We start from the raw sequence: 17,204 nt of genomic DNA on the forward strand, positions 1-17,204 counted from the left end.
TCAGCCCTTACCGCCGCGGCCGCCGCCACCGGCGCCACCGGCACCGCCGCCGGTACCGCCCGGGATGCCGACCGCGCCGCCGTTGCCGCCCCGGCCACCGCCGCCGCCACCGCCGCCCAGGCCCGGGAAGGAGCCGTTCGGGAAGCCGTTGGTGCCGCTGGTGGTGGGGAGTTGGACCTTGTCGCCCTCCTTGAGACCGGAGGTCACCTGCACGGTGCTGTCGCCCTCGACGCCCACGCCGACGTCGACCCGCTCGGTGGCCCCGCCCTCGTGCACCACCGTGGCGGTCCGCGAGGTGCCGGTGCCGGACAGCGCCGAGGTCGGCAGCGAGAGCGCGTTGTCCGCCTCGCCGGTGATCACCTGGACGGTCGCGCTGAGGCCGGTGCGCAGCGTGCTGGTGTCCCCGCTGAGCTGCAGGGTGGCCGCGTACTGGACGGCGGAGGAGCCGGCCGCGCCGCTGCCGCTGCTCGACGGCAGCGAACTGACGGACAGCACGGTCGCGTTGAGCTTGGTGTCGGACTGGGCGTTCAGCGTGACGGTGGCGGCCTCGCCCTTCTTCAACTTGAGCGAGTCCAGCTCGGAGAAGTTGGCGGTGACCTGCATCCCGGTCGGGTTGGTCAGCACGATGAAGCCGCTGGGCGATCCCGAACTCGCGCTGCTACCAGTGGACTTGGTGGCCGAGGAGGAGGACGCGCCGGAGGCCGTGGCGCCCACCGTGTCCCCGACCTTCGCCGAGACCGAGGCGACCGTGCCGTCCACCGAGGCGGTGAGCGTCGTCCCGGCAAGCGCCGCCTGGGCGTTGGCGAGGGTGGTCTGAGCGGTGGCGACCTGCTGCTGGGCCTGGGCGACGGCCGCGTCGTCGACCTTGGTGGTGGTGATGGTGGTGGTCTGCGGGGCGGGCGTACTGCTCCCGCCCGCCCCGCGACCCCCACCGGAGCCGCTGCCGCCGCTCGCCGGGGGTGTGGCCCCGGGCAGCGGCTCGGTGGTCGTGGTGGTGACGCCTGCCTGCGCCTTGGTGAGGTTGGCGTTCGCCGTGGTGAGCGCGGACTGGGCGGCGTCCACCTGCTGCTGGGCCGCCGTGGTGTCGACCGTCGCCAGCACCTGGCCCTTCTTGACGGCGTCGCCGACCGCGACCTTGACCGCGGTGAGCCGCCCGCCCGTGGCGAAGTCCTGGGCGGCGTCGGTCGGGGAGGCCAGGGTGCCGGTTCCGGACACCGTGGCCAGGACCGTTCCCTTGGTGACGGTCGCGGTACGGGCGACCGGCTTGGCGGCGGCCGTGCCGCCGCTGCCGTCGAGCGTGGCGTACACCAGGGCCGCACCGCCCAGCAGGGCCACGCCGAGCGCGGAGTTGACGAGGACGGCACCGCGCCGCCGTGGGAGCACCTTCATGGCGGACAGCTTCGCCGGGCGCTCTTGCGCTGCCCTGGGCGGCGGCTGGGAGAAGACTGACCGGCCGGATCCGGACATCCCTCCCATATCCACCGGCCCGCGCGGGCGGCTTGGGCGGGGCGTGGGCGATCGTTGGCCGAACTCCCAGCGCTCTCCCAGCAATCCCCGGCCATCCGGGAGGGCTTCCTCAGACGGCCCTCAGACACGCCTTGCCCCCAGCCGGCCCCGCGCGCCCGCACCGCGCCCCCGCCCCGCGCGCCCTCGCCCCGTGCCCCCGCGCCCCGGGACGCCGCAGGGGCGCCCCCCGACCGGAGTGCGCCCCTGCGGGCGGGAAGGCGACCGGCCTCAGCCGTCGATCTCCTTGCGGAAGCCCTCCGCCACCGCCAGGAAGATCGAGTTGCCCTCGGTCTCGCCGATCGAGATCCGCACGCCCTCCGGGAACGGCCGGACCATCACCCCGGCCGCCGCGCAGGCCGCCGCGAAGTCCTGCGAGCGCTCGCCGAGCCCGAGCCAGACGAAGTTGGCCTGCGAGTCCGGGACGTCCCAGCCCTGGGCGCGCAGCCCGGCGACGACCCGGGTGCGCTCGGCGACCAGCGCCTCGACCCGCTCCAGCAGCGCCTCCTCGGCGCGCAGCGAGGCGACGGCGGCGTCCTGGGCGAGCTGGCTGACGCCGAACGGGACGGCGGTCTTGCGCAGCGCGTTCGCGACCGGCTCGTGGGCGATCGCGAAGCCGACCCGCAGGCCCGCCAGGCCGTACGCCTTGGAGAAGGTGCGCAGCACGCAGACGTTGGGGCGGTCGCGGTAGAGGTCGATGCCGTTGGGCACCTCGGCGTCGCGGATGAACTCGATGTACGCCTCGTCGACGACGACCAGGACGTCACCGGGGACGGCGTCCAGGAAGCGCTCCAGCTCGGCGCGGTGGATCACGTTGCCGGTGGGGTTGTTGGGGTTGCAGACGAAGACCAGCCGGGTGGCCGGGGTGACGGCGGCGAGCATCGCGTCCAGGTCGTGGTCGCCGTTGTCCTTGAGCGGGACCGGGACGGGCGTGGCGCCGGCGATCTGGGTGATGATCGGGTAGGCCTCGAAGGAGCGCCAGGCGAAGATCACCTCGTCGCCCGGGCCGGCGGTGGCGAGCACCAGTGACTGGGCGACGCCGACCGAGCCGGTGCCGAGGGCGATGTGCTCGGCGGGCACGCCGAAGCGCTCGGCGAGGACGGCGGTCAGCTCGCTGACACCCATGTCCGGGTAGCGGTTGAAGGAGCCGGCCGCCGCGACCGCCGCCTCCAGGACGCCGGGCAGCGGGTCGTTCGGGTTCTCGTTCGAGGACAGCTTGTAGGCGTCGGCGCCGGCCGGCTTGCCGGGCTTGTAGGTGGGGATGCCGTCCAGGCTCGGGCGCAGGCGCGGGCCCGGCGCTGAGGTACCACTGCTCACGGTCGTACTCCTTCGTCTTCTCTGCCGGTCCGCCCGCCCTCGCACGGCCGGGATCGCCGCCGTGCCGCGGTACCTGGCCACGTCCCCGGGAATCCCGGAACGCGCCCGGACCAACCCCGGTCGGGTGCCTTGCACGATACCGACCGCCCTCACCCGTAGGAGTGAGATGCCCGGACGGGTGACAGGCGCAGATCAGCCATTCTGCCCGGTTCCTTTGGCACATGTCAGAGGTAAGACGGCTGGATTCGGGAGGGGATCGAAGGGGTGCACCCCGGCTCACTCATGGAGAAACGTATCTCCAAAGGCTCCCGATGCGCCGGTCACAGACCCTTGTCAGGAGCCATACGATCGGTCCGCCATGACAGCAGCAGCCAACCAGAGCGGTCGGCGTCCCACCACCTCACGGCGTCTGGAGCGGGCCGGCATCCGGGATGTGGCAGCAGCCGCCGGAGTGTCGATCACCACCGTCTCCGATGCGCTGAACGGAAAGGGCCGCCTGCCCGACGAGACCCGCAGCCGGGTGCGCGAGGTCGCCGAGCGCCTCGGCTACCGCCCCTCGGCCGCAGCCCGCACCCTGCGCACCGGACGGTCCGGCCTGATCGGGCTGACCGTCACGACGTACGGCGAAGAACCCTTCACCTTCACCGAGTTCGCCTACTTCGCCGAGATGGCCCGGGCCGCCACCAGCGCCGCCCTCGGCCGCGGCTACGCGCTGGTCGTGCTGCCCGCCTCCTCCCGCCACGACGTCTGGGGCAACATCGCCCTGGACGGCACCGTGGTGATCGACCCGCCCGACCAGGACCCGCTGGTCAGCGAGCTGTACCGGTCCGGCGTGCCGGTGGTCAGCGACGGCAAGCCCGGCAACTGCCCGGTCACCGCCTGGGTCGACAACGACCACGAGGCCGCCGTGCTCGGCATCCTCGACCACCTCTCCGAGGCCGGCGCCCGCCGGATCGGCCTGCTCACCGGCACCAGCACCGACACCTACACCCGGCTCTCCACCGAGGCCTACCTCGGCTGGTGCGCCAAGGTCGGCCAGGAGCCGGTGTACGAGGCCTACCCCGCGCACGACCCGGCGGCCGGCGCCGTCGCCGCCGACCGGCTGCTCGCCCGCCCGGACCGCCCGGACGCGGTGTACGGCCTGTTCGACCCCAACGGCACCGACCTGCTGGCCGCCGCCCGCCGGTACGGCCTGCGGGTCCCGGACGACCTGCTGCTGGTCACCTGCAGCGAGAGCGACGTCTACGCGGCCACCGAACCGCCGATCACCACCCTCTCGCTCAAACCGCGCAAGATCGGCACCACCGTGGTCAACCTCCTCATCGACGCCATCGAGGGGGTCGACTCCGGGACGGGCGTGGACATCGCCCGGCTCTTCCCGCCCCGCTTCCGCACCGCCGGCAACGGCCCGCCCCCCGGCACCCTGATGCCGACCGAACTGATCGTCCGTGCCTCCTCCCAGCGCCGCAGCCCGCGCACCACCGTCAGCCCGCCGCGCCCCCCGGGCGAGGTGTAGCGCAGCGGGCGGGAAGGCGGCGAACAGCCGCCGGTACGCCCACGAAAAACCCACGAGACCCTACCGAGCCGGGGCAAAACGGACCCTGCGGGACCGCCCGGCTGACGCTCCGGAGGATTGGATACCCACCAGGTGACGACGGCGGGAGAGTGGTCTTCCTATGATGGGCGAATGACACCCGAGGACCGCTTCCCCGGACCTGAGCACCCCCACTCAGGCCCCCGCCACCAGCCGGACCTCGACGTGCTGCCGTACGGCACCTACTACGAACCCGAACCCGCCCAGGGCTACCAGGACACCCCGTACGAAGCGGAGACCTACAGCGGCTACGGCGGCGCCCGCTACCTGGAACAGCACTGGCACGACGGCCAGGGGCAGGGGCACACCGTGCACGCCCAGGTCGGCTACGAAGGCGGTTACGAACCCCAGGAGCGCGGCGGCTACGGGCAGCAGGACCACACCGGCTACGAGCCCACCCTGCCCGACCAGCCCTCCCCGGCCCTCCAGCTCGCGGACCAGCTGACCGACCAGCTCGGCGACCAGCTGACCGACCGCGACGACCCGCCGACCATCGAGCTCGGCCCGCCGCTGCCCGACCCCTCCGCGCCGACCTACCCGTACCCGGCCCCCGGCCCCGGCGAGCCCCCCGGCCCGGTCTACGTCGTCGGCGACGTGCACGGCTACCTCGAAGAGCTGCGCGCCGAACTCCACCACCAGGGCCTGATCGACGACGGCGGCCACTGGTCCGCCGGCCGCGCCCGGATCTGGTTCCTCGGCGACTTCACCGACCGCGGCCCGGACGGCATCGGCGTCATCGACCTGGTCATGCAGCTCGCCGCGGAGGCCGCCGCGGCCGGCGGCTACTGCCGCGCCCTGATGGGCAATCACGAACTGCTCTTCCTCGGTGCCGCCAAGTACGGCGACGAGCCCGTCCAGTCCACCGCCGGCACCGCCTCCTTCCTCGCCGCCTGGCGGCTCAACGGCGGCCAGCAGAACGACCTGGACCGGCTGGAGGCCCACCACATCAGCTGGCTCTCCCGGCTGCCCGCCATGGGCCTGGAGGACGGCCACCTGCTGCTGCACTCCGACACCACGGCGTACCTGGAGTACGGCGAGTCCATCCCGGACGTCAACGACGCGGTGCACAGCCTGCTCGCCGACGGCGGCGTGGACGAGTGGTGGGACTGCTTCCGCCGCTTCACCAAGCGCTTCGCCTTCCGCGGCGACGCCGGGCCGATGGCCGTCCACGAGCTGCTCGACACCTTCGGCGGCAGCCGGGTCGTGCACGGGCACAGCCCGATCCCGTACCTCACCGGCGCCGTGCACGCGGACGACGGGCAGCCGCCGCACATCCCGGGGCCGTACGTGTACGCGGACGACCTGGCGGTGGCGATGGACGGCGGGGTCACCATGGAGGGCCGGCTGCTGGTCGCGCGGCTGCCGATCTGACGACCTGTCGACCTTCCGACCTGACGGCCTGACAGTCATCGGCATCACTGGAACAGTTGTTCCCGGCGCTCGCGCCCCCACGCGCGCGGGCCGGGGCGCGAAATTCCGGAAACCGACTGTCAGCACGGGCGCACCCGCCCCTACCATGAGGCACACCACACCCGGCCGCCCGTCCGGCGGCCCGCCTCCGCGCCCGCCCCGGTGCCCTGAGGATGTCCCGCGTCCTCGATGCGGTCCCGCGTCCTCGCCGCCGGGCCGGGGGTCCGCATGAACGGGGTCCCCATGTCCAACCCCCCGCCGCTGCTAGCCGAGGACCGCCCGGAGTACGAGCGCCTCCTCGCCGAAGCCCTGCGCGACCGCACCGTCCTCACCGCCCTGCGCGCCCCCGGCGCGCTCGGCACCGACCAGCTCCGCGCCCTCGCCCTGCGCGACGCCGACGCCGTCAACACCGCCGCCGCCACCGAGTACGCCCACTACACCGCGCTGCGCGAGACCCTGCGGGCCACGCCCCCGCCGCCGGCCGACGTCGAACCGTACGCCCCCGGCCTGCTCAGCCAGCTGCGCTCCGCCGACGGCGGCGCCGGGCTGTTCCCCGTCCTCACCGTGCTCACCCCGATCCTCGCCTGGGCCGCCGCCCTCGTCCTGCTGCTGGTCGGCTACCTGATGCGCGCCGCCGGCTCCGGCCTCGCGCTCGCCCGCGCGATGGTCACCGCCGGCTGGGTGGCGCTCGCCGCCGGGGTCGCCGCCATGGCCGTCGGTGTCATAGGCCTGCTGCTCACCGCCCTACGGGACGGCGCCGCCGCCGTCCCGGCCGGCACCGACCCCGAGCTGGCCGCCGAACTCGGCGCCGCCCGCGCGGAGTGGCGCACCGCCCTGCGCGAACGCGGCCTGCTGCCCTACCTCCACGGCCACCTGCCCGCCGTCGCCGGCCGCCCGGCCCCCGGCTACACCAGCCCGGACTTCTCCAGTCCGGACTTCACCGGCCCCGACGCCGCCGGCCCCGACGCCACCGGCGCGGAACCCGCCCGCCCCGACTTCACCCGCCCCGACTTCACCAGCCCCGGCTACAGCCCGCCGGCCTTCACCAGCCCCGGCCCCGACGGCATCACCGACCCCCAGGGCCGCAGCCCCCGCCCGGCCGCCTTCACCCCGCCCGACTTCACCGGCCCGGGTTACACCCCGCCGGACTTCACCGGCCCGGACGAGGTCGGCTGACCTCGCCCGGAAGCCCGTCGGCAGCCGCGCCGGGCGCCCTACCTCCCTGCCGCGGCGGCCATCTCGGCCACCTCGGCCGCCGCCCGGACGAACGCGCGCACGCGCTCGGTGGTGTTGCCCGGGAGCCAGACCGGGCCGCGTTCGATCGGCGGGGCGTCGTGGATGGGGACGTAGGCGAGGTCGGGGCGCGGGTAGTAGCGGCGGCAGTGCTCGCCGACCGGCAGGACGCCCCGGCCCAGGGCGACCAGGCTGAGCATCTCGGAGAAGGTGCTGCCCGACGGGCCCTTGGGCACGGCACGGCCGGACGGCGTGCGGTCGGGGGTGCGGTCCCGCTTGAAGCCGACCGAGGTGACCGCCGGGTACTGCACCACCGGGTGGTCCCCGAGGACTTCGAGCGACACCGAGGCCTCGGCGGCCAACGGGTGCCCGGCCGGCACCGCCAGGAGCCGCCGCTCGCTGAGCAGGACCGGACCGACGGCCATGCCGCCGAAGGGGTAGGAGGCCAGCAGGATGTCGATCGAGCCGTCCTCCAGGCTGGCCCGGGAGTTGGAGAGCTGCACCTCCCGCACGTCCACCCGGCACTCGGGGTGCCGCTCGCCGAACAGCGCCACCGCCCTGAACAGCACCGGCGCCGTCCACTCGCCCAGGAACGCGACCCTCAGCCCACCCGTCACCCCGCGCCCGGCGTCCACCGCCCGGCGCACCGCCTCCTCCATCGCGGCCACCACCGGGGCGAGGTCCGCGGCCAGTTGCCGCCCGACCGGGGTGAGCCGGACGGACCGGCTGGAGCGGTCGAACAACGGCACGCCGATCCGGCGTTCCAGCGCCTTGACCACCTGGCTGACCCGCCCGGTGCTGAGCCGCAGCCGCTCGGCGGTCCGCCCGAAGTGCAGCTCCTCGGTCAGGGCGAGGAAGACCTCGGTCTCCAGCCGTTCCAGCATGCCGCCCCACCCTTCGACCCGGCATCGTTTAACCGGGCTCAACGATCGTACGGTGATCCGCCATTGATGACCGCCCCGGGCCGGAGGATCGTTGACCCCGTCACCGCACGAGAACCCACACCACCGGAGCCGATCACCATGCGCGTCGTCGCCCTCGACCACCTGGTCCTCAACGTCGCCGACATCGAGCGGTCGCTCGCCTTCTACACCGGCCTGCTCGGCCTGGCTCCCGTCCGGGTCGACGAATGGCGCGCCGGGAAGGTCTCCTTCCCCTCCGTCCGGGTCAGCGGTGAGACGATCATCGACCTCTTCCACCGTCCCCGCCACGAGTCCAACGTCGACCACATCTGCCTCACCGTCGAGCCCCTCGACTGGCAGGAGGTCGTCGACTCCGGCGTCTTCACCGTCCTCGACGGCCCCGGCCCCCGCTACGGCGCCCGCGGCACCGCCACCTCCCTCTACGTCCAGGACCCGGACGGCAACACCGTCGAACTCCGCTGGTACCCGCAGGACACCACCGGCTGAAAGAGCAGGGTGCCGCCCCGGACCCTCGGGGGAGGACCGGGTCGGCACCCGCAGTACGCCTCAGGACCGCTCGTCCGGACCGTTGGTCCCGGGCACTCGTCCGGGCGCTCGTCCGGGCCGCTCAGACGATCTTCAGATGGGGCAGCCAGTCCACCTGGACGATGACGCACACCACGCCCCCGGACCCGTCGAGGCCCAGCCACACCGGGTGGGTGCCGTCGCTGTCGGTGGCGAACGCGAGCAGGTCCGCGCCCGACTCCTCGTCCACGGTCCGCAGGAAGAACCCGGAGCCGGAGTCGAGGTCCTCACCGGCCTCCCCGTCCCGGTCCACCAGGGCACGCCGGAACCGCTCCTGGAGGACCGGCCAGGCCCCGGCGTCCGCGAAGCACCCCGTCGCGCCGTCCGTGCTGAACCCGTACGCCTCGCCGTCCCGCAGCAGCCTGAGGTCGTCCCCCTCCCCGAGGGCCATCGTCCAGGAGTCGACGGGTCCGTCGCCCACCCGCAGCCGGAGCGCTGGTGTCCCAGTGCGCTCGACCCAGGCACCCTCGAACTCGCAGTGGTACCCGAACCCGATCGTCGCCACCTCCGTCGGGTAGCTGCCGGGCAGCACCTCGACCGTGATGTCCGGCCGCCCGGTGTCGAGCGGATCGGCCACCGCCAGCCGGCCGCTGGGGACCCGCAGGCGTGGGCCGGCCTTCGGCTCCAGCACCACCATGTTCTCCCGGTGATCGCTGGTGGTGAGCCGGGTGCCGGGCACGAACAGGGCGGGGAGGTCCCCCGGCCCGCCCGGGCGCGGCGGGAGCCACGGCTCCGCCGCGGCTGCGGACACCGGCTCCGTGAGCGGCGCCGCGGTGGGCCGGACCGTGCCGTCGAGCCCCCACCGGTCGGCCGAGAGGAGCGGCCAGTCGTCGAAGTCCGGCCGCCGGAGCCAACGTTCCTCCTCGGAGGCACTCGGCACGGTCACCGTCCTGGGCCCGGCGTCCCCTCGGGGCCGGTGCGACACCCGGCCCCGTCCGCCCGGGAACAGCTCGACCGCCATCCGGTCGGCGACCCGGTCGAACTCCGGTGCCTCCGGGCCCGAGTAGCCCCAGCGCTCGTGGTACCTCCGCAGCAGCCGGCCCTCCTCCAGCAGCCGCAGCTCCAGGTGCTCCACCCGTCGCCCGTGCTCGTCGTACACCCACACACCCGCGTAGTGGTCCCGCCACGACACCAGGCGCACTTCGAGCGGCACCGAACGCCCCGCGCTCCGGTACACCACGACGTACGGCAGGCCCGCCGCGTCCCGGGCCCGCGCCTCCTGCGGCCGCAACGCGCCCACCGCGGCACCCGCCGCGAAGTCCCACCCCTCGGCATGGCCCAACTCGACCACCGGACCGCTCACCCGCACGCCTCCTCGCTCATCGGTCCGAGCAAGGTACCGGAGCCCGCCGACAGCCCGGTTCAGTGCAGCAGTTCCGCGGCCGGGGTGTGGTTCCCGGTCGCCGAGGCGCCGGCCATCGCGGCGGCCGCCGTCGCCGGGGCGGTGCCGGGCGGCACCACCAGCAGCAGGAAGTGGTCCTGGAAGCCCCGGGTGATGCTGATCGTCGCATCGCTGCCGGGGAACCAGTTGATCTTGACGGTCAGGCCGTTCGCCGCGACCGACCTGGGCACGCCGTCCCAGGCCGAGGTGTCGAGGCCGACCCGGACGATCCGTCCGAAGTGGGCGCCGAGTGCGGTGATCAGGTCCGGCAGTTCGGCGAGGACACGGTCCGAACGGGGCCACCAGGCCCCGTCGAAGACGCCGTCCCGCGTCATCGTCGGCTCCAGTTCCAGCCGCGGGAGCAACGGGACGCCCGGGACCGGCCACGGCCCGGAGGCGAACGAGCTGGGGAGAGGAATCGGCATCATACGGAGCCGCCCGTCCGGTCCACGCGGGACCCATCACCACCCAGGGCGACGTCGGCGCTGCTGCCGGTGTTCGGAATGTCCTCGGTTACCCCCACGCTACTCCGCCGCAGCCTCCCCCGGCGCCGGTCAGCGCGTCAGTCGACCAGGGGGAGGTAGACCTTGTTGCCCTGGGCGGCGAACTCGGCGGACTTCTCGGCCATGCCGGCCAACGCCTCGGCGTCGAAGTCCGTCGTGACGGCGGTGGAGCCGTCCCCGTGCTCGTCGCGGATCTTCTGGGAGATCTTCATCGAGCAGAACTTCGGGCCGCACATGGAGCAGAAGTGCGCGGTCTTGGCCGGCTCGGCGGGGAGGGTCTCGTCGTGGAAGTCGCGGGCGGTCTCCGGGTCGAGGGCCAGGTTGAACTGGTCCTCCCAGCGGAACTCGAAGCGGGCGTCGGAGAGGGCGTCGTCCCAGGCCTGGGCGCCGGGGTGGCCCTTGGCGAGGTCGGCGGCGTGGGCGGCGATCTTGTAGGTGATCACGCCGGTCTTGACGTCGTCCCGGTTGGGCAGGCCCAGGTGCTCCTTGGGCGTGACGTAGCAGAGCATCGCGGTGCCCCACCAGGCGATCATCGCGGCGCCGATGCCCGAGGTGATGTGGTCGTAGCCGGGGGCGACGTCGGTGGTGAGGGGGCCGAGGGTGTAGAACGGCGCCTCGTCGCAGATCTCCTTCTGGAGATCCATGTTCTCCTTGATCTTGTTCATCGGGACGTGGCCCGGGCCCTCGATCATCACCTGGACGTCGCGCTCGCGGGCGATCCGGCCGAGCTCGCCGAGGGTCTGCAGTTCGGCGAACTGGGCCTCGTCGTTGGCGTCGGCGATGGAGCCGGGCCGCAGGCCGTCACCGAGCGAGAAGGTGACGTCGTAGGCGGCCAGGATGTCGCAGAGTTCCTCGAAGTTGCTGTAGAGGAAGTTCTCCTGGTGGTGCGCCAGGCACCAGGCCGCCATGATCGAGCCGCCGCGGGAGACGATGCCGGTCTTGCGGCGCGCGGTGAGCGGGACGTACCGCAGCAGCACGCCCGCGTGGACGGTCATGTAGTCGACGCCCTGCTCGCACTGCTCGATGACGGTGTCGCGGTAGACCTCCCAGCTGAGCTCCTCGGCCCTGCCGTCGACCTTCTCCAGCGCCTGGTAGAGCGGCACGGTGCCGATCGGCACGGGGGAGTTGCGCAGGATCCACTCGCGGGTGGTGTGGATGTTGCGGCCGGTGGAGAGGTCCATGACGGTGTCGGCGCCCCAGCGGGTGGCCCAGGTCATCTTCTCCACCTCCTCCTCGATCGAGGAGGTGACGGCGGAGTTGCCGATGTTGGCGTTGATCTTCACCAGGAAGTTGGTGCCGATGACGGCCGGCTCCACCTCGGGGTGGTTCACGTTCACCGGGATGACGGCGCGGCCGCGGGCCACCTCGTCCCGCACGAACTCCGGCTCCAGGCCCTCGCGCAGCGCCACGAACTCCATCTCCGGCGTCACCACGCCCCGCTTGGCGTAGGCGAGTTGGGTGACGGCGACGCCGCCGCGGCCACGCAGCGGGCGGCGCGGGCGGCCGGGGAAGACCGCGTCCAGGTTGCGCAGGTTCCCGCCGCGCGGGGAGGTGTGCTTGATCCCGTCGTCCTCGGGGCGCGCCTCGCGGCCGTCGTACTCCTCGACGTCGCCGCGCTGGCGGATCCAGGCGTCGCGCAGGGCGGGCAGCCCGCGCCGCACGTCGGGCTCGTACGCCGGGTCGGTGTACGGGCCGGAGGTGTCGTACAGCGGCACGGTCCGGCCGTTGGTGAGCTGCACCTCGCGGTACGGGGCCCGCAGGTCGGGGCGGGATCCGTCGCGGTAGGCCTTGCGCCAGGCCGGGGTGGGGTAGCCGGTGCGCTCGCTGCTGGGCGTGCTGCGGGCAGGCTGCGGCTGTGCTTCGAACGTGGTCATCTGACCTTCACTCCCTACGCCGGCATTACCCGGTCCAGGTTCCTGCGGTCGACGCAGCCGTCGGTCCGTCCGTCGACGGTCCGGTCAGCGTCCTCTCAGCCCGGTGCTCCGAGCTCCCGCGTCGCAGGCGGTGTTGCCTGCACATGACGCCAACACGGTAGCGAGCCGATCGCCGCAGGTCCAGACGGTCCCCGAAACGGATCCGCGGGGGGAACGGCCGAGGCCCGGCCCCCGCGAACGGGGTGCCGGGCCTCCGGAGGTGCTCCGCGCGGTGCGCGGAGCGGGGTCAGTTCTTGGCGGCCTTCTTGACCAGGATCACCACGGCGGCGGCGATGCCGACGACCACCAGCAGCTTGATCACGATGCTCAGCAGGGCGCCGACCACGCCGAACACGAAGGCGATGACGTTCCAGGCCAGCACCAGGACCAGCACCGGGATGACGATGTTGCGCACCCAGGAGGGCAGCGACTTCCAGAGCTCAGCCATGTCGGTTCCTCTTCTCCCCTCGGGTCGGCCGCCGTCCGGTAACCGCATCCCGCTTGCTTTCGATGCTTCGAGCTTACGGCGGCGGAAGCGGCGGAACGAGGGCCTTCGGCCCGGAGAGAACCCCTAGATCACCCCGATCCCACCCCCCGGGGGGACCCCCGAGAAACGGCGGGGGAACGGGTCAGACCGGCCAGCGCTCGCCGCGCCAGGCGGCGTCCCAGAACATCCACTCGTAGCGCGAGGTGGTCGTGAAGTGCTCGACCACCCGGCGGCGTTCGGCCGCCGAGAGCTCCTCGCCGAGCCGGTCGGTGAGCGCCAGCACCCGGCGGACCACGGACTGGAAGGCCTCGTCGCCGTAGGTGGCGATCCACTTGGCGTACAGCGGGTCGGGGGAGCCCTGGGCGAGCAGCGCCTCGCCGACCCGGGCGTAGATCCAGTAGCAGGGCAGCACCGCGCCGAGCGCCTCGGCGAAGGACCCGCCGTACACGGTGGCCAGCAGGTAGCTGGTGTAGGCGCGGGTGGTCGGCAGCACCGGTTCGGCGGCGGCCTCCTCGGCGGTGCCGCCGAAGGCGGTCAGGAACTCGGCGTGCATGCCCTGCTCGGCGGCGAGCGCGCCGACCGCGTCGTCGGCGAAGGCCCGCACGTCGGCCTCGCCGGGGGCCTTGGCGGCGCAGACGGCGAGGGCGCGGGCGTAGTCGCGCAGGTAGTGCGAGTCCTGGACGACGAAGTGGCGGAAGGCCTCGCGCGGCAGGGTGCCGTCGGTGAGGCCGCCGATGAAGGGGTGGGCGAGGATCTCGGCGTAGATCGGCTCGATCGACGCCCAGAGCTCTTCGCTGAGGCTACGGGTCATGCCCACGACCCTACGACGGCTGCGCCCCCGCCCTTCGGCTCCGTCGCGTCCGCCTCCGGGACCAGGGGCGTTCGGCACCAACTCGTCCGGTGGGAGCTTCCCCCGGAGCGGGCCGCCTGTCAGGCTTGGGCGGCATGAAGGGTTTCGTCATCAAGACACTGATCAACGCGGCGGCCATCTGGGTCGCCGCCTGGATCGTCAGCGGCATCCAACTCGCCGAGGGCAAGGCCGACTGGCAGCACAAGACGCTGACGGTGCTCGGCGTCGCCGTCGTCTTCGGCCTCATCAACTGGCTGATCAAGCCGGTCGTGAAGCTGTTCTCGTTCCCGTTGTTCATCCTCACGCTGGGCCTGATCACCTTCGTGATCAACGCCCTGATGCTGCTGCTCACCTCGTGGGCCTCCACCAAGCTGGAGTTGGACTTCCACGTGTCCACCTTCGGCTCCGCGCTGGTCGGTTCACTGATCATCAGCCTGGTCTCCTGGGGTCTGCACCTGGCCCTGGACGACGACTGATCCGTCGTGCGCGGTGTCGCACGCGGCCGTGGAAGGGGCCCGTGCCCGGGTGGGTGGTCCACCGGGTACGGGCCCCTTCGTCGTCCCCGGGGGTCCCCGGCCGTCGTCCCCGGGGGTCCCCGGCCGTCGTCCCCGGGGCGCACCGAGCACCCGGCGCGCCCCGGCCCGACCCGCTCACCCCGCGTCGCACCCCCGCAGGATGTCCGCGAGCTCGGCGTCCAGCTCCTTCCCGATGGACTCCCCGCCCACCGGCACCAGCTGGTCCGCCCGGGCCAGGAAGGCGGTCAGCGGCGCCGCCGGGGCGTGCAGCACGGCGTGCCCGTTGGGGGAGCACAGCGCGATGCGGACCTCGGCGGGCTCCCCGCCGAGCGGCCGGACGCGCACGTCGCCCTCGCCGGACGGGCCGCCGAGGCCGTCCAGCAGCAGCTCGCGCGCGAACACCCAGGTGACCGGGGCGTCACCGGGCAGGTGGAAGGTGAACCGGACCGCGTAGGGATCGCCCGCCTCGTACGCGAGGTCCACCACGGTGCGGAAGGACAGCTCGGGCGAGACCACGAGGTTCATCGCCAGGTGCCCCTGGACAGTGCTGTGCTGCATGGCGCCGGTACCTCTCTTCTGCTCTTCTGCCGGTGTTTCGACCCTTTCCCGGGGTTTCGACCGTTTCCCTCCGCGGGGAGACTCACGCACAACGCTCCAGCCCCGGAGGTCACCATGGGCCCCGACAACCGAACCCCGCCGCCGCGCCCGGTGGTCAAACGGACCGCGCGGGCGATCCTGCTGGAGCTGGACCCGGACGATCCGCACGGTCCGGCCTCGATCGTGCTGATCCGGCGGGTCCGGCCCGGGGCGCCGCACCCGTACTGGATCACCCCGGGCGGCGGCGTCGAGCGCGAGGACCGCACCGTGGTCGAGGCGCTGCACCGCGAGGTGGACGAGGAACTGGGCGGCAAGGTCGTGGACGTGGTGCCCGCCTTCGTCGACACCATCAGCCACACCCACCACGACGACGGCACCCCGCTGCACCCGCACGGGGTCAAGGTGCAGCACTTCTTCGTCTGCCGGCTGGCCTCGATGGACCTCAGCCGACGGCACGGTCCCGAGGTGACGGACCCGAACGGCGAGTACGAGGTGGTCCGGCTGCCGTTCACCCGCGAGGGCGTGACCTCGGTGAACGTCGTCCCGCCCCGGCTCCGGGCGTACCTCGCGGCCAACATCGAGGGCATCCGCGCGCTCCTCGCGCCCGACCTCGGCTGAGCCCCGGGGCCGGTCGCCGGGGCTGGTCCCCGACACCGGCCCGGCGCTACCCGGCCGCCAGTTCGCCGACCAGGTCGTGCCGGATCCGCTCGGCCGGCAGCCCCGCCCGAAGCAGCACCCCGACCCCGCGCCGGACCATCGCGGGCGGGCCGCTGAGCACCGCCTCCCGACCGTCCCACGGGCCGAACCGGCCCACCACCTCGGGAAGTTCACCGGTCAGCGCACCCCCGGCCGGGCCGGTGCCGGACAGCACCGGCCGCACCGTCAGCCAGGGCAGCCGCCCGGCCAGCTCGCGCAGCCCGTCCAGGTCGTACAACTCGGCGGCGCTGCGGGCCCCGTAGAACACCTCGACGCTGCGGCCGGAGGCGCCGTGCTCGGCCGCCTCCTCGACCAGGGCGCGGATCGGCGCGATGCCGGTGCCGCCGCCGAGGCAGAGCAGATCGGGACCGGAGGCGTGGTCGACGGTCATCCCGCCGGCTGCCGGGCCCAGCCGCAGCACGTCCCCGGGGGCGGCCCGGCGCACCAGCGCGTTGCTCACCCAGCCCGCCTGGACGGCCTTGACGTGGAAGACCAGCAGCCCGTCCGGGCGGGGGGCGGAGGCGAAGGAGTAGTGCCGCCAGACCCGCGGCCACCAGGGCGTCTCCAGGCTGCAGTACTGGCCGGCCCGGAACGGGTACGCCTGGTCGGGGCGGACGGTGAGCACCGCGACGTCCCGGGTGCGCTGCTCGTGCCGCACCACCTCGCCCTGCCACCACGGCGGCGAGGTGCGGGCGGCCTCCTCGGCGGCCTCGATCATGATCGTGGAGATCAGCCGGTAGGCGCGGCGCCAGGCCAGTTCCGTCGCCGCGTCCCAGCGGCCGCCCGCGTACCGGGCCAGCGCCTGCACCAGGCACTCCCCCACCGGGGCGTAGTGGCCGGTCAGGGTGCCGTAACGGCGGTGGCCGCGGCCCAGTTCGCTCAGCCGGGTGCGCAGCGCGACCGGGTCCTCGGCGCCGCGGGCGGCGGCCAGCAGGGCGCGGAACAGCCGGTCGCGCTGGACGTCCATGGCGGCGGGGAAGAGCGGGCGGACCTCGGGGTGCTGCAGGAAGAGCAGGGCGTAGAAGTGCGCGGTGGCCCGGTCGGCGACCGGTTCGACGAGCGCGAGGCTGTCCCGGATCAGTGCGATGTCCTGGGCGGTGAGCGGGAGTTCGGTCGGGTCGACACCGACACCGACACCGACGGCGGGGGCGGGCGCGGCGGCGGTCGGGGCCTGCGACTGGGGCTGGAGCTGGAGCTGGGACGGAGGCTGGTGCTGGACCGCCCAGGCGTCGCTCCAACTGTCGCCCGGCCCGGCCCAGTTGAGGCTGGGAGCGTCGACGAACAGGGACTGGAAGGCGGGGGCGGTCCCGGTGGTCGACGACGTCTCCGGGTAGCTCGGCGCGGGGACGATCGGCGGCTCGGTGGGCGGCGGCGGCACGACCGGCCCGGTCCGCACCGGGGCCGCCACCGACGCGGACTCCGCCACAGCGACCGGCTCCGCCAGCGGCACGGGCTCCGCCACCGGCGCGGGCGGCAGGTCGGGCGGGTCCAGCGGCATCGGCGGCCGCGCGGGCTCCGCCTCCGGCAGGCCCGGGACGGAGGCGGCCCCCGCCGAGCCGTGCCCGGTGCGGATCAGAAGTGTTCTGCGGGACTTCACCGCTACGTTTCGAGTAACCAAGAGAATCGTTTCGCCTCCGGCCGGCCTGCGCCACCACCTGGCTTGTCTCTGCTGACGCCTAGGCAGCGTGGCACGCCCGAACTGCTCATCCGACAAATCG

The 17,204-nt window shown here is 73.5% G+C and carries 16 protein-coding genes and 1 riboswitch; of the genes, 6 read left to right on the forward strand and 10 right to left on the reverse strand.

The window, feature by feature from the left end:
• Together ACFXOZ_RS25950 and hisC are read right to left on the reverse strand one after the other, a co-directional pair.
• Nucleotides 1–1,389 carry an efflux RND transporter periplasmic adaptor subunit gene (locus ACFXOZ_RS25950; RefSeq protein ID WP_380592941.1) on the reverse strand — a complete coding sequence of 463 codons (1,389 nt, stop codon included), beginning with the start codon at nt 1,387–1,389 and terminating at the stop codon, nt 1–3.
• 345 nt (nt 1,390–1,734) lie between these two features.
• On the reverse strand, nt 1,735–2,820 hold the full coding sequence (hisC, locus tag ACFXOZ_RS25955; protein WP_380526154.1) for a histidinol-phosphate transaminase: 1,086 nt from the start codon (nt 2,818–2,820) through the stop codon (nt 1,735–1,737).
• Nucleotides 2,821–3,178: 358 nt separating this feature from the next.
• Between hisC and ACFXOZ_RS25960 the strand changes: the two genes are divergently transcribed.
• The 3 genes from ACFXOZ_RS25960 (at nt 3,179) to ACFXOZ_RS25970 (ending at nt 7,000) form a co-directional block, all read left to right on the forward strand.
• On the forward strand, nt 3,179–4,336 hold the full coding sequence (locus tag ACFXOZ_RS25960; RefSeq protein ID WP_360243017.1) for a LacI family DNA-binding transcriptional regulator: 1,158 nt from the start codon (nt 3,179–3,181) through the stop codon (nt 4,334–4,336).
• A gap of 171 nt (nt 4,337–4,507) precedes the next feature.
• Nucleotides 4,508–5,785 carry a metallophosphoesterase gene (locus ACFXOZ_RS25965; RefSeq protein ID WP_380592943.1) on the forward strand — a complete coding sequence of 426 codons (1,278 nt, stop codon included), beginning with the start codon at nt 4,508–4,510 and terminating at the stop codon, nt 5,783–5,785.
• Nucleotides 5,786–6,067: 282 nt separating this feature from the next.
• On the forward strand, nt 6,068–7,000 hold the full coding sequence (locus ACFXOZ_RS25970) for a hypothetical protein (protein WP_380592945.1): 933 nt from the start codon (nt 6,068–6,070) through the stop codon (nt 6,998–7,000).
• 38 nt (nt 7,001–7,038) lie between these two features.
• Here ACFXOZ_RS25970 and ACFXOZ_RS25975 read toward each other — a convergent pair whose 3' ends face one another.
• On the reverse strand, nt 7,039–7,941 hold the full coding sequence (locus ACFXOZ_RS25975; RefSeq protein WP_380592947.1) for a LysR family transcriptional regulator: 903 nt from the start codon (nt 7,939–7,941) through the stop codon (nt 7,039–7,041).
• Nucleotides 7,942–8,079: 138 nt separating this feature from the next.
• Here ACFXOZ_RS25975 and ACFXOZ_RS25980 point away from each other — a divergent pair, with 138 nt between their 5' ends.
• The gene (locus ACFXOZ_RS25980; protein WP_375891928.1) at nt 8,080–8,466 is read left to right on the forward strand and encodes a VOC family protein; all 387 of its coding nucleotides are present in this window, start codon (nt 8,080–8,082) and stop codon (nt 8,464–8,466) included.
• A 121-nt stretch (nt 8,467–8,587) separates the two neighbouring features.
• Here ACFXOZ_RS25980 and ACFXOZ_RS25985 read toward each other — a convergent pair whose 3' ends face one another.
• From ACFXOZ_RS25985 to tenA, 5 genes are all read right to left on the reverse strand, one after another.
• Nucleotides 8,588–9,847, reverse strand: coding sequence for a DUF4241 domain-containing protein (locus ACFXOZ_RS25985; RefSeq protein WP_380592949.1), 1,260 nt, complete (start codon nt 9,845–9,847; stop codon nt 8,588–8,590).
• A 59-nt stretch (nt 9,848–9,906) separates the two neighbouring features.
• Nucleotides 9,907–10,353 carry a DUF5994 family protein gene (locus tag ACFXOZ_RS25990; RefSeq protein ID WP_380592951.1) on the reverse strand — a complete coding sequence of 149 codons (447 nt, stop codon included), beginning with the start codon at nt 10,351–10,353 and terminating at the stop codon, nt 9,907–9,909.
• 134 nt (nt 10,354–10,487) lie between these two features.
• Entirely contained in the window at nt 10,488–12,302 is a 1,815-nt protein-coding gene (gene thiC / locus ACFXOZ_RS25995; RefSeq protein ID WP_380592953.1) for a phosphomethylpyrimidine synthase ThiC, read from the reverse strand.
• Nucleotides 12,297–12,432, reverse strand: a riboswitch (TPP riboswitch). It overlaps the preceding gene by 6 nt.
• A 156-nt stretch (nt 12,433–12,588) precedes the next feature.
• Entirely contained in the window at nt 12,589–12,789 is a 201-nt protein-coding gene (locus ACFXOZ_RS26000; protein ID WP_375891922.1) for a DUF5326 family protein, read from the reverse strand.
• Between the two features lie 181 nt (nt 12,790–12,970).
• Nucleotides 12,971–13,639, reverse strand: coding sequence for a thiaminase II (tenA, locus tag ACFXOZ_RS26005; protein ID WP_380526142.1), 669 nt, complete (start codon nt 13,637–13,639; stop codon nt 12,971–12,973).
• A 134-nt stretch (nt 13,640–13,773) separates the two neighbouring features.
• Between tenA and ACFXOZ_RS26010 the strand changes: the two genes are divergently transcribed.
• The gene (locus tag ACFXOZ_RS26010; RefSeq protein ID WP_360242972.1) at nt 13,774–14,154 is read left to right on the forward strand and encodes a phage holin family protein; all 381 of its coding nucleotides are present in this window, start codon (nt 13,774–13,776) and stop codon (nt 14,152–14,154) included.
• Nucleotides 14,155–14,328: 174 nt separating this feature from the next.
• Here the strand turns inward: ACFXOZ_RS26010 and ACFXOZ_RS26015 are convergent, their stop codons facing one another.
• Complete coding sequence (locus tag ACFXOZ_RS26015; protein ID WP_380592955.1) at nt 14,329–14,751, reverse strand: SsgA family sporulation/cell division regulator; 423 nt, start codon at nt 14,749–14,751, stop codon at nt 14,329–14,331.
• Nucleotides 14,752–14,865: 114 nt separating this feature from the next.
• Here ACFXOZ_RS26015 and ACFXOZ_RS26020 point away from each other — a divergent pair, with 114 nt between their 5' ends.
• Nucleotides 14,866–15,408, forward strand: a complete 543-nt coding sequence (locus ACFXOZ_RS26020) for an NUDIX domain-containing protein (RefSeq protein WP_375891918.1) — start codon at nt 14,866–14,868, stop codon at nt 15,406–15,408.
• 46 nt (nt 15,409–15,454) lie between these two features.
• Here the strand turns inward: ACFXOZ_RS26020 and ACFXOZ_RS26025 are convergent, their stop codons facing one another.
• Nucleotides 15,455–17,083, reverse strand: coding sequence for a globin domain-containing protein (locus ACFXOZ_RS26025; protein ID WP_380592957.1), 1,629 nt, complete (start codon nt 17,081–17,083; stop codon nt 15,455–15,457).
• Nucleotides 17,084–17,204: the final 121 nt, after the last annotated feature.

The organism is Kitasatospora sp. NPDC059160 (assembly GCF_042755465.1).
In the GTDB taxonomy this organism is placed as follows: Bacteria; Actinomycetota; Actinomycetes; order Streptomycetales; family Streptomycetaceae; genus Kitasatospora.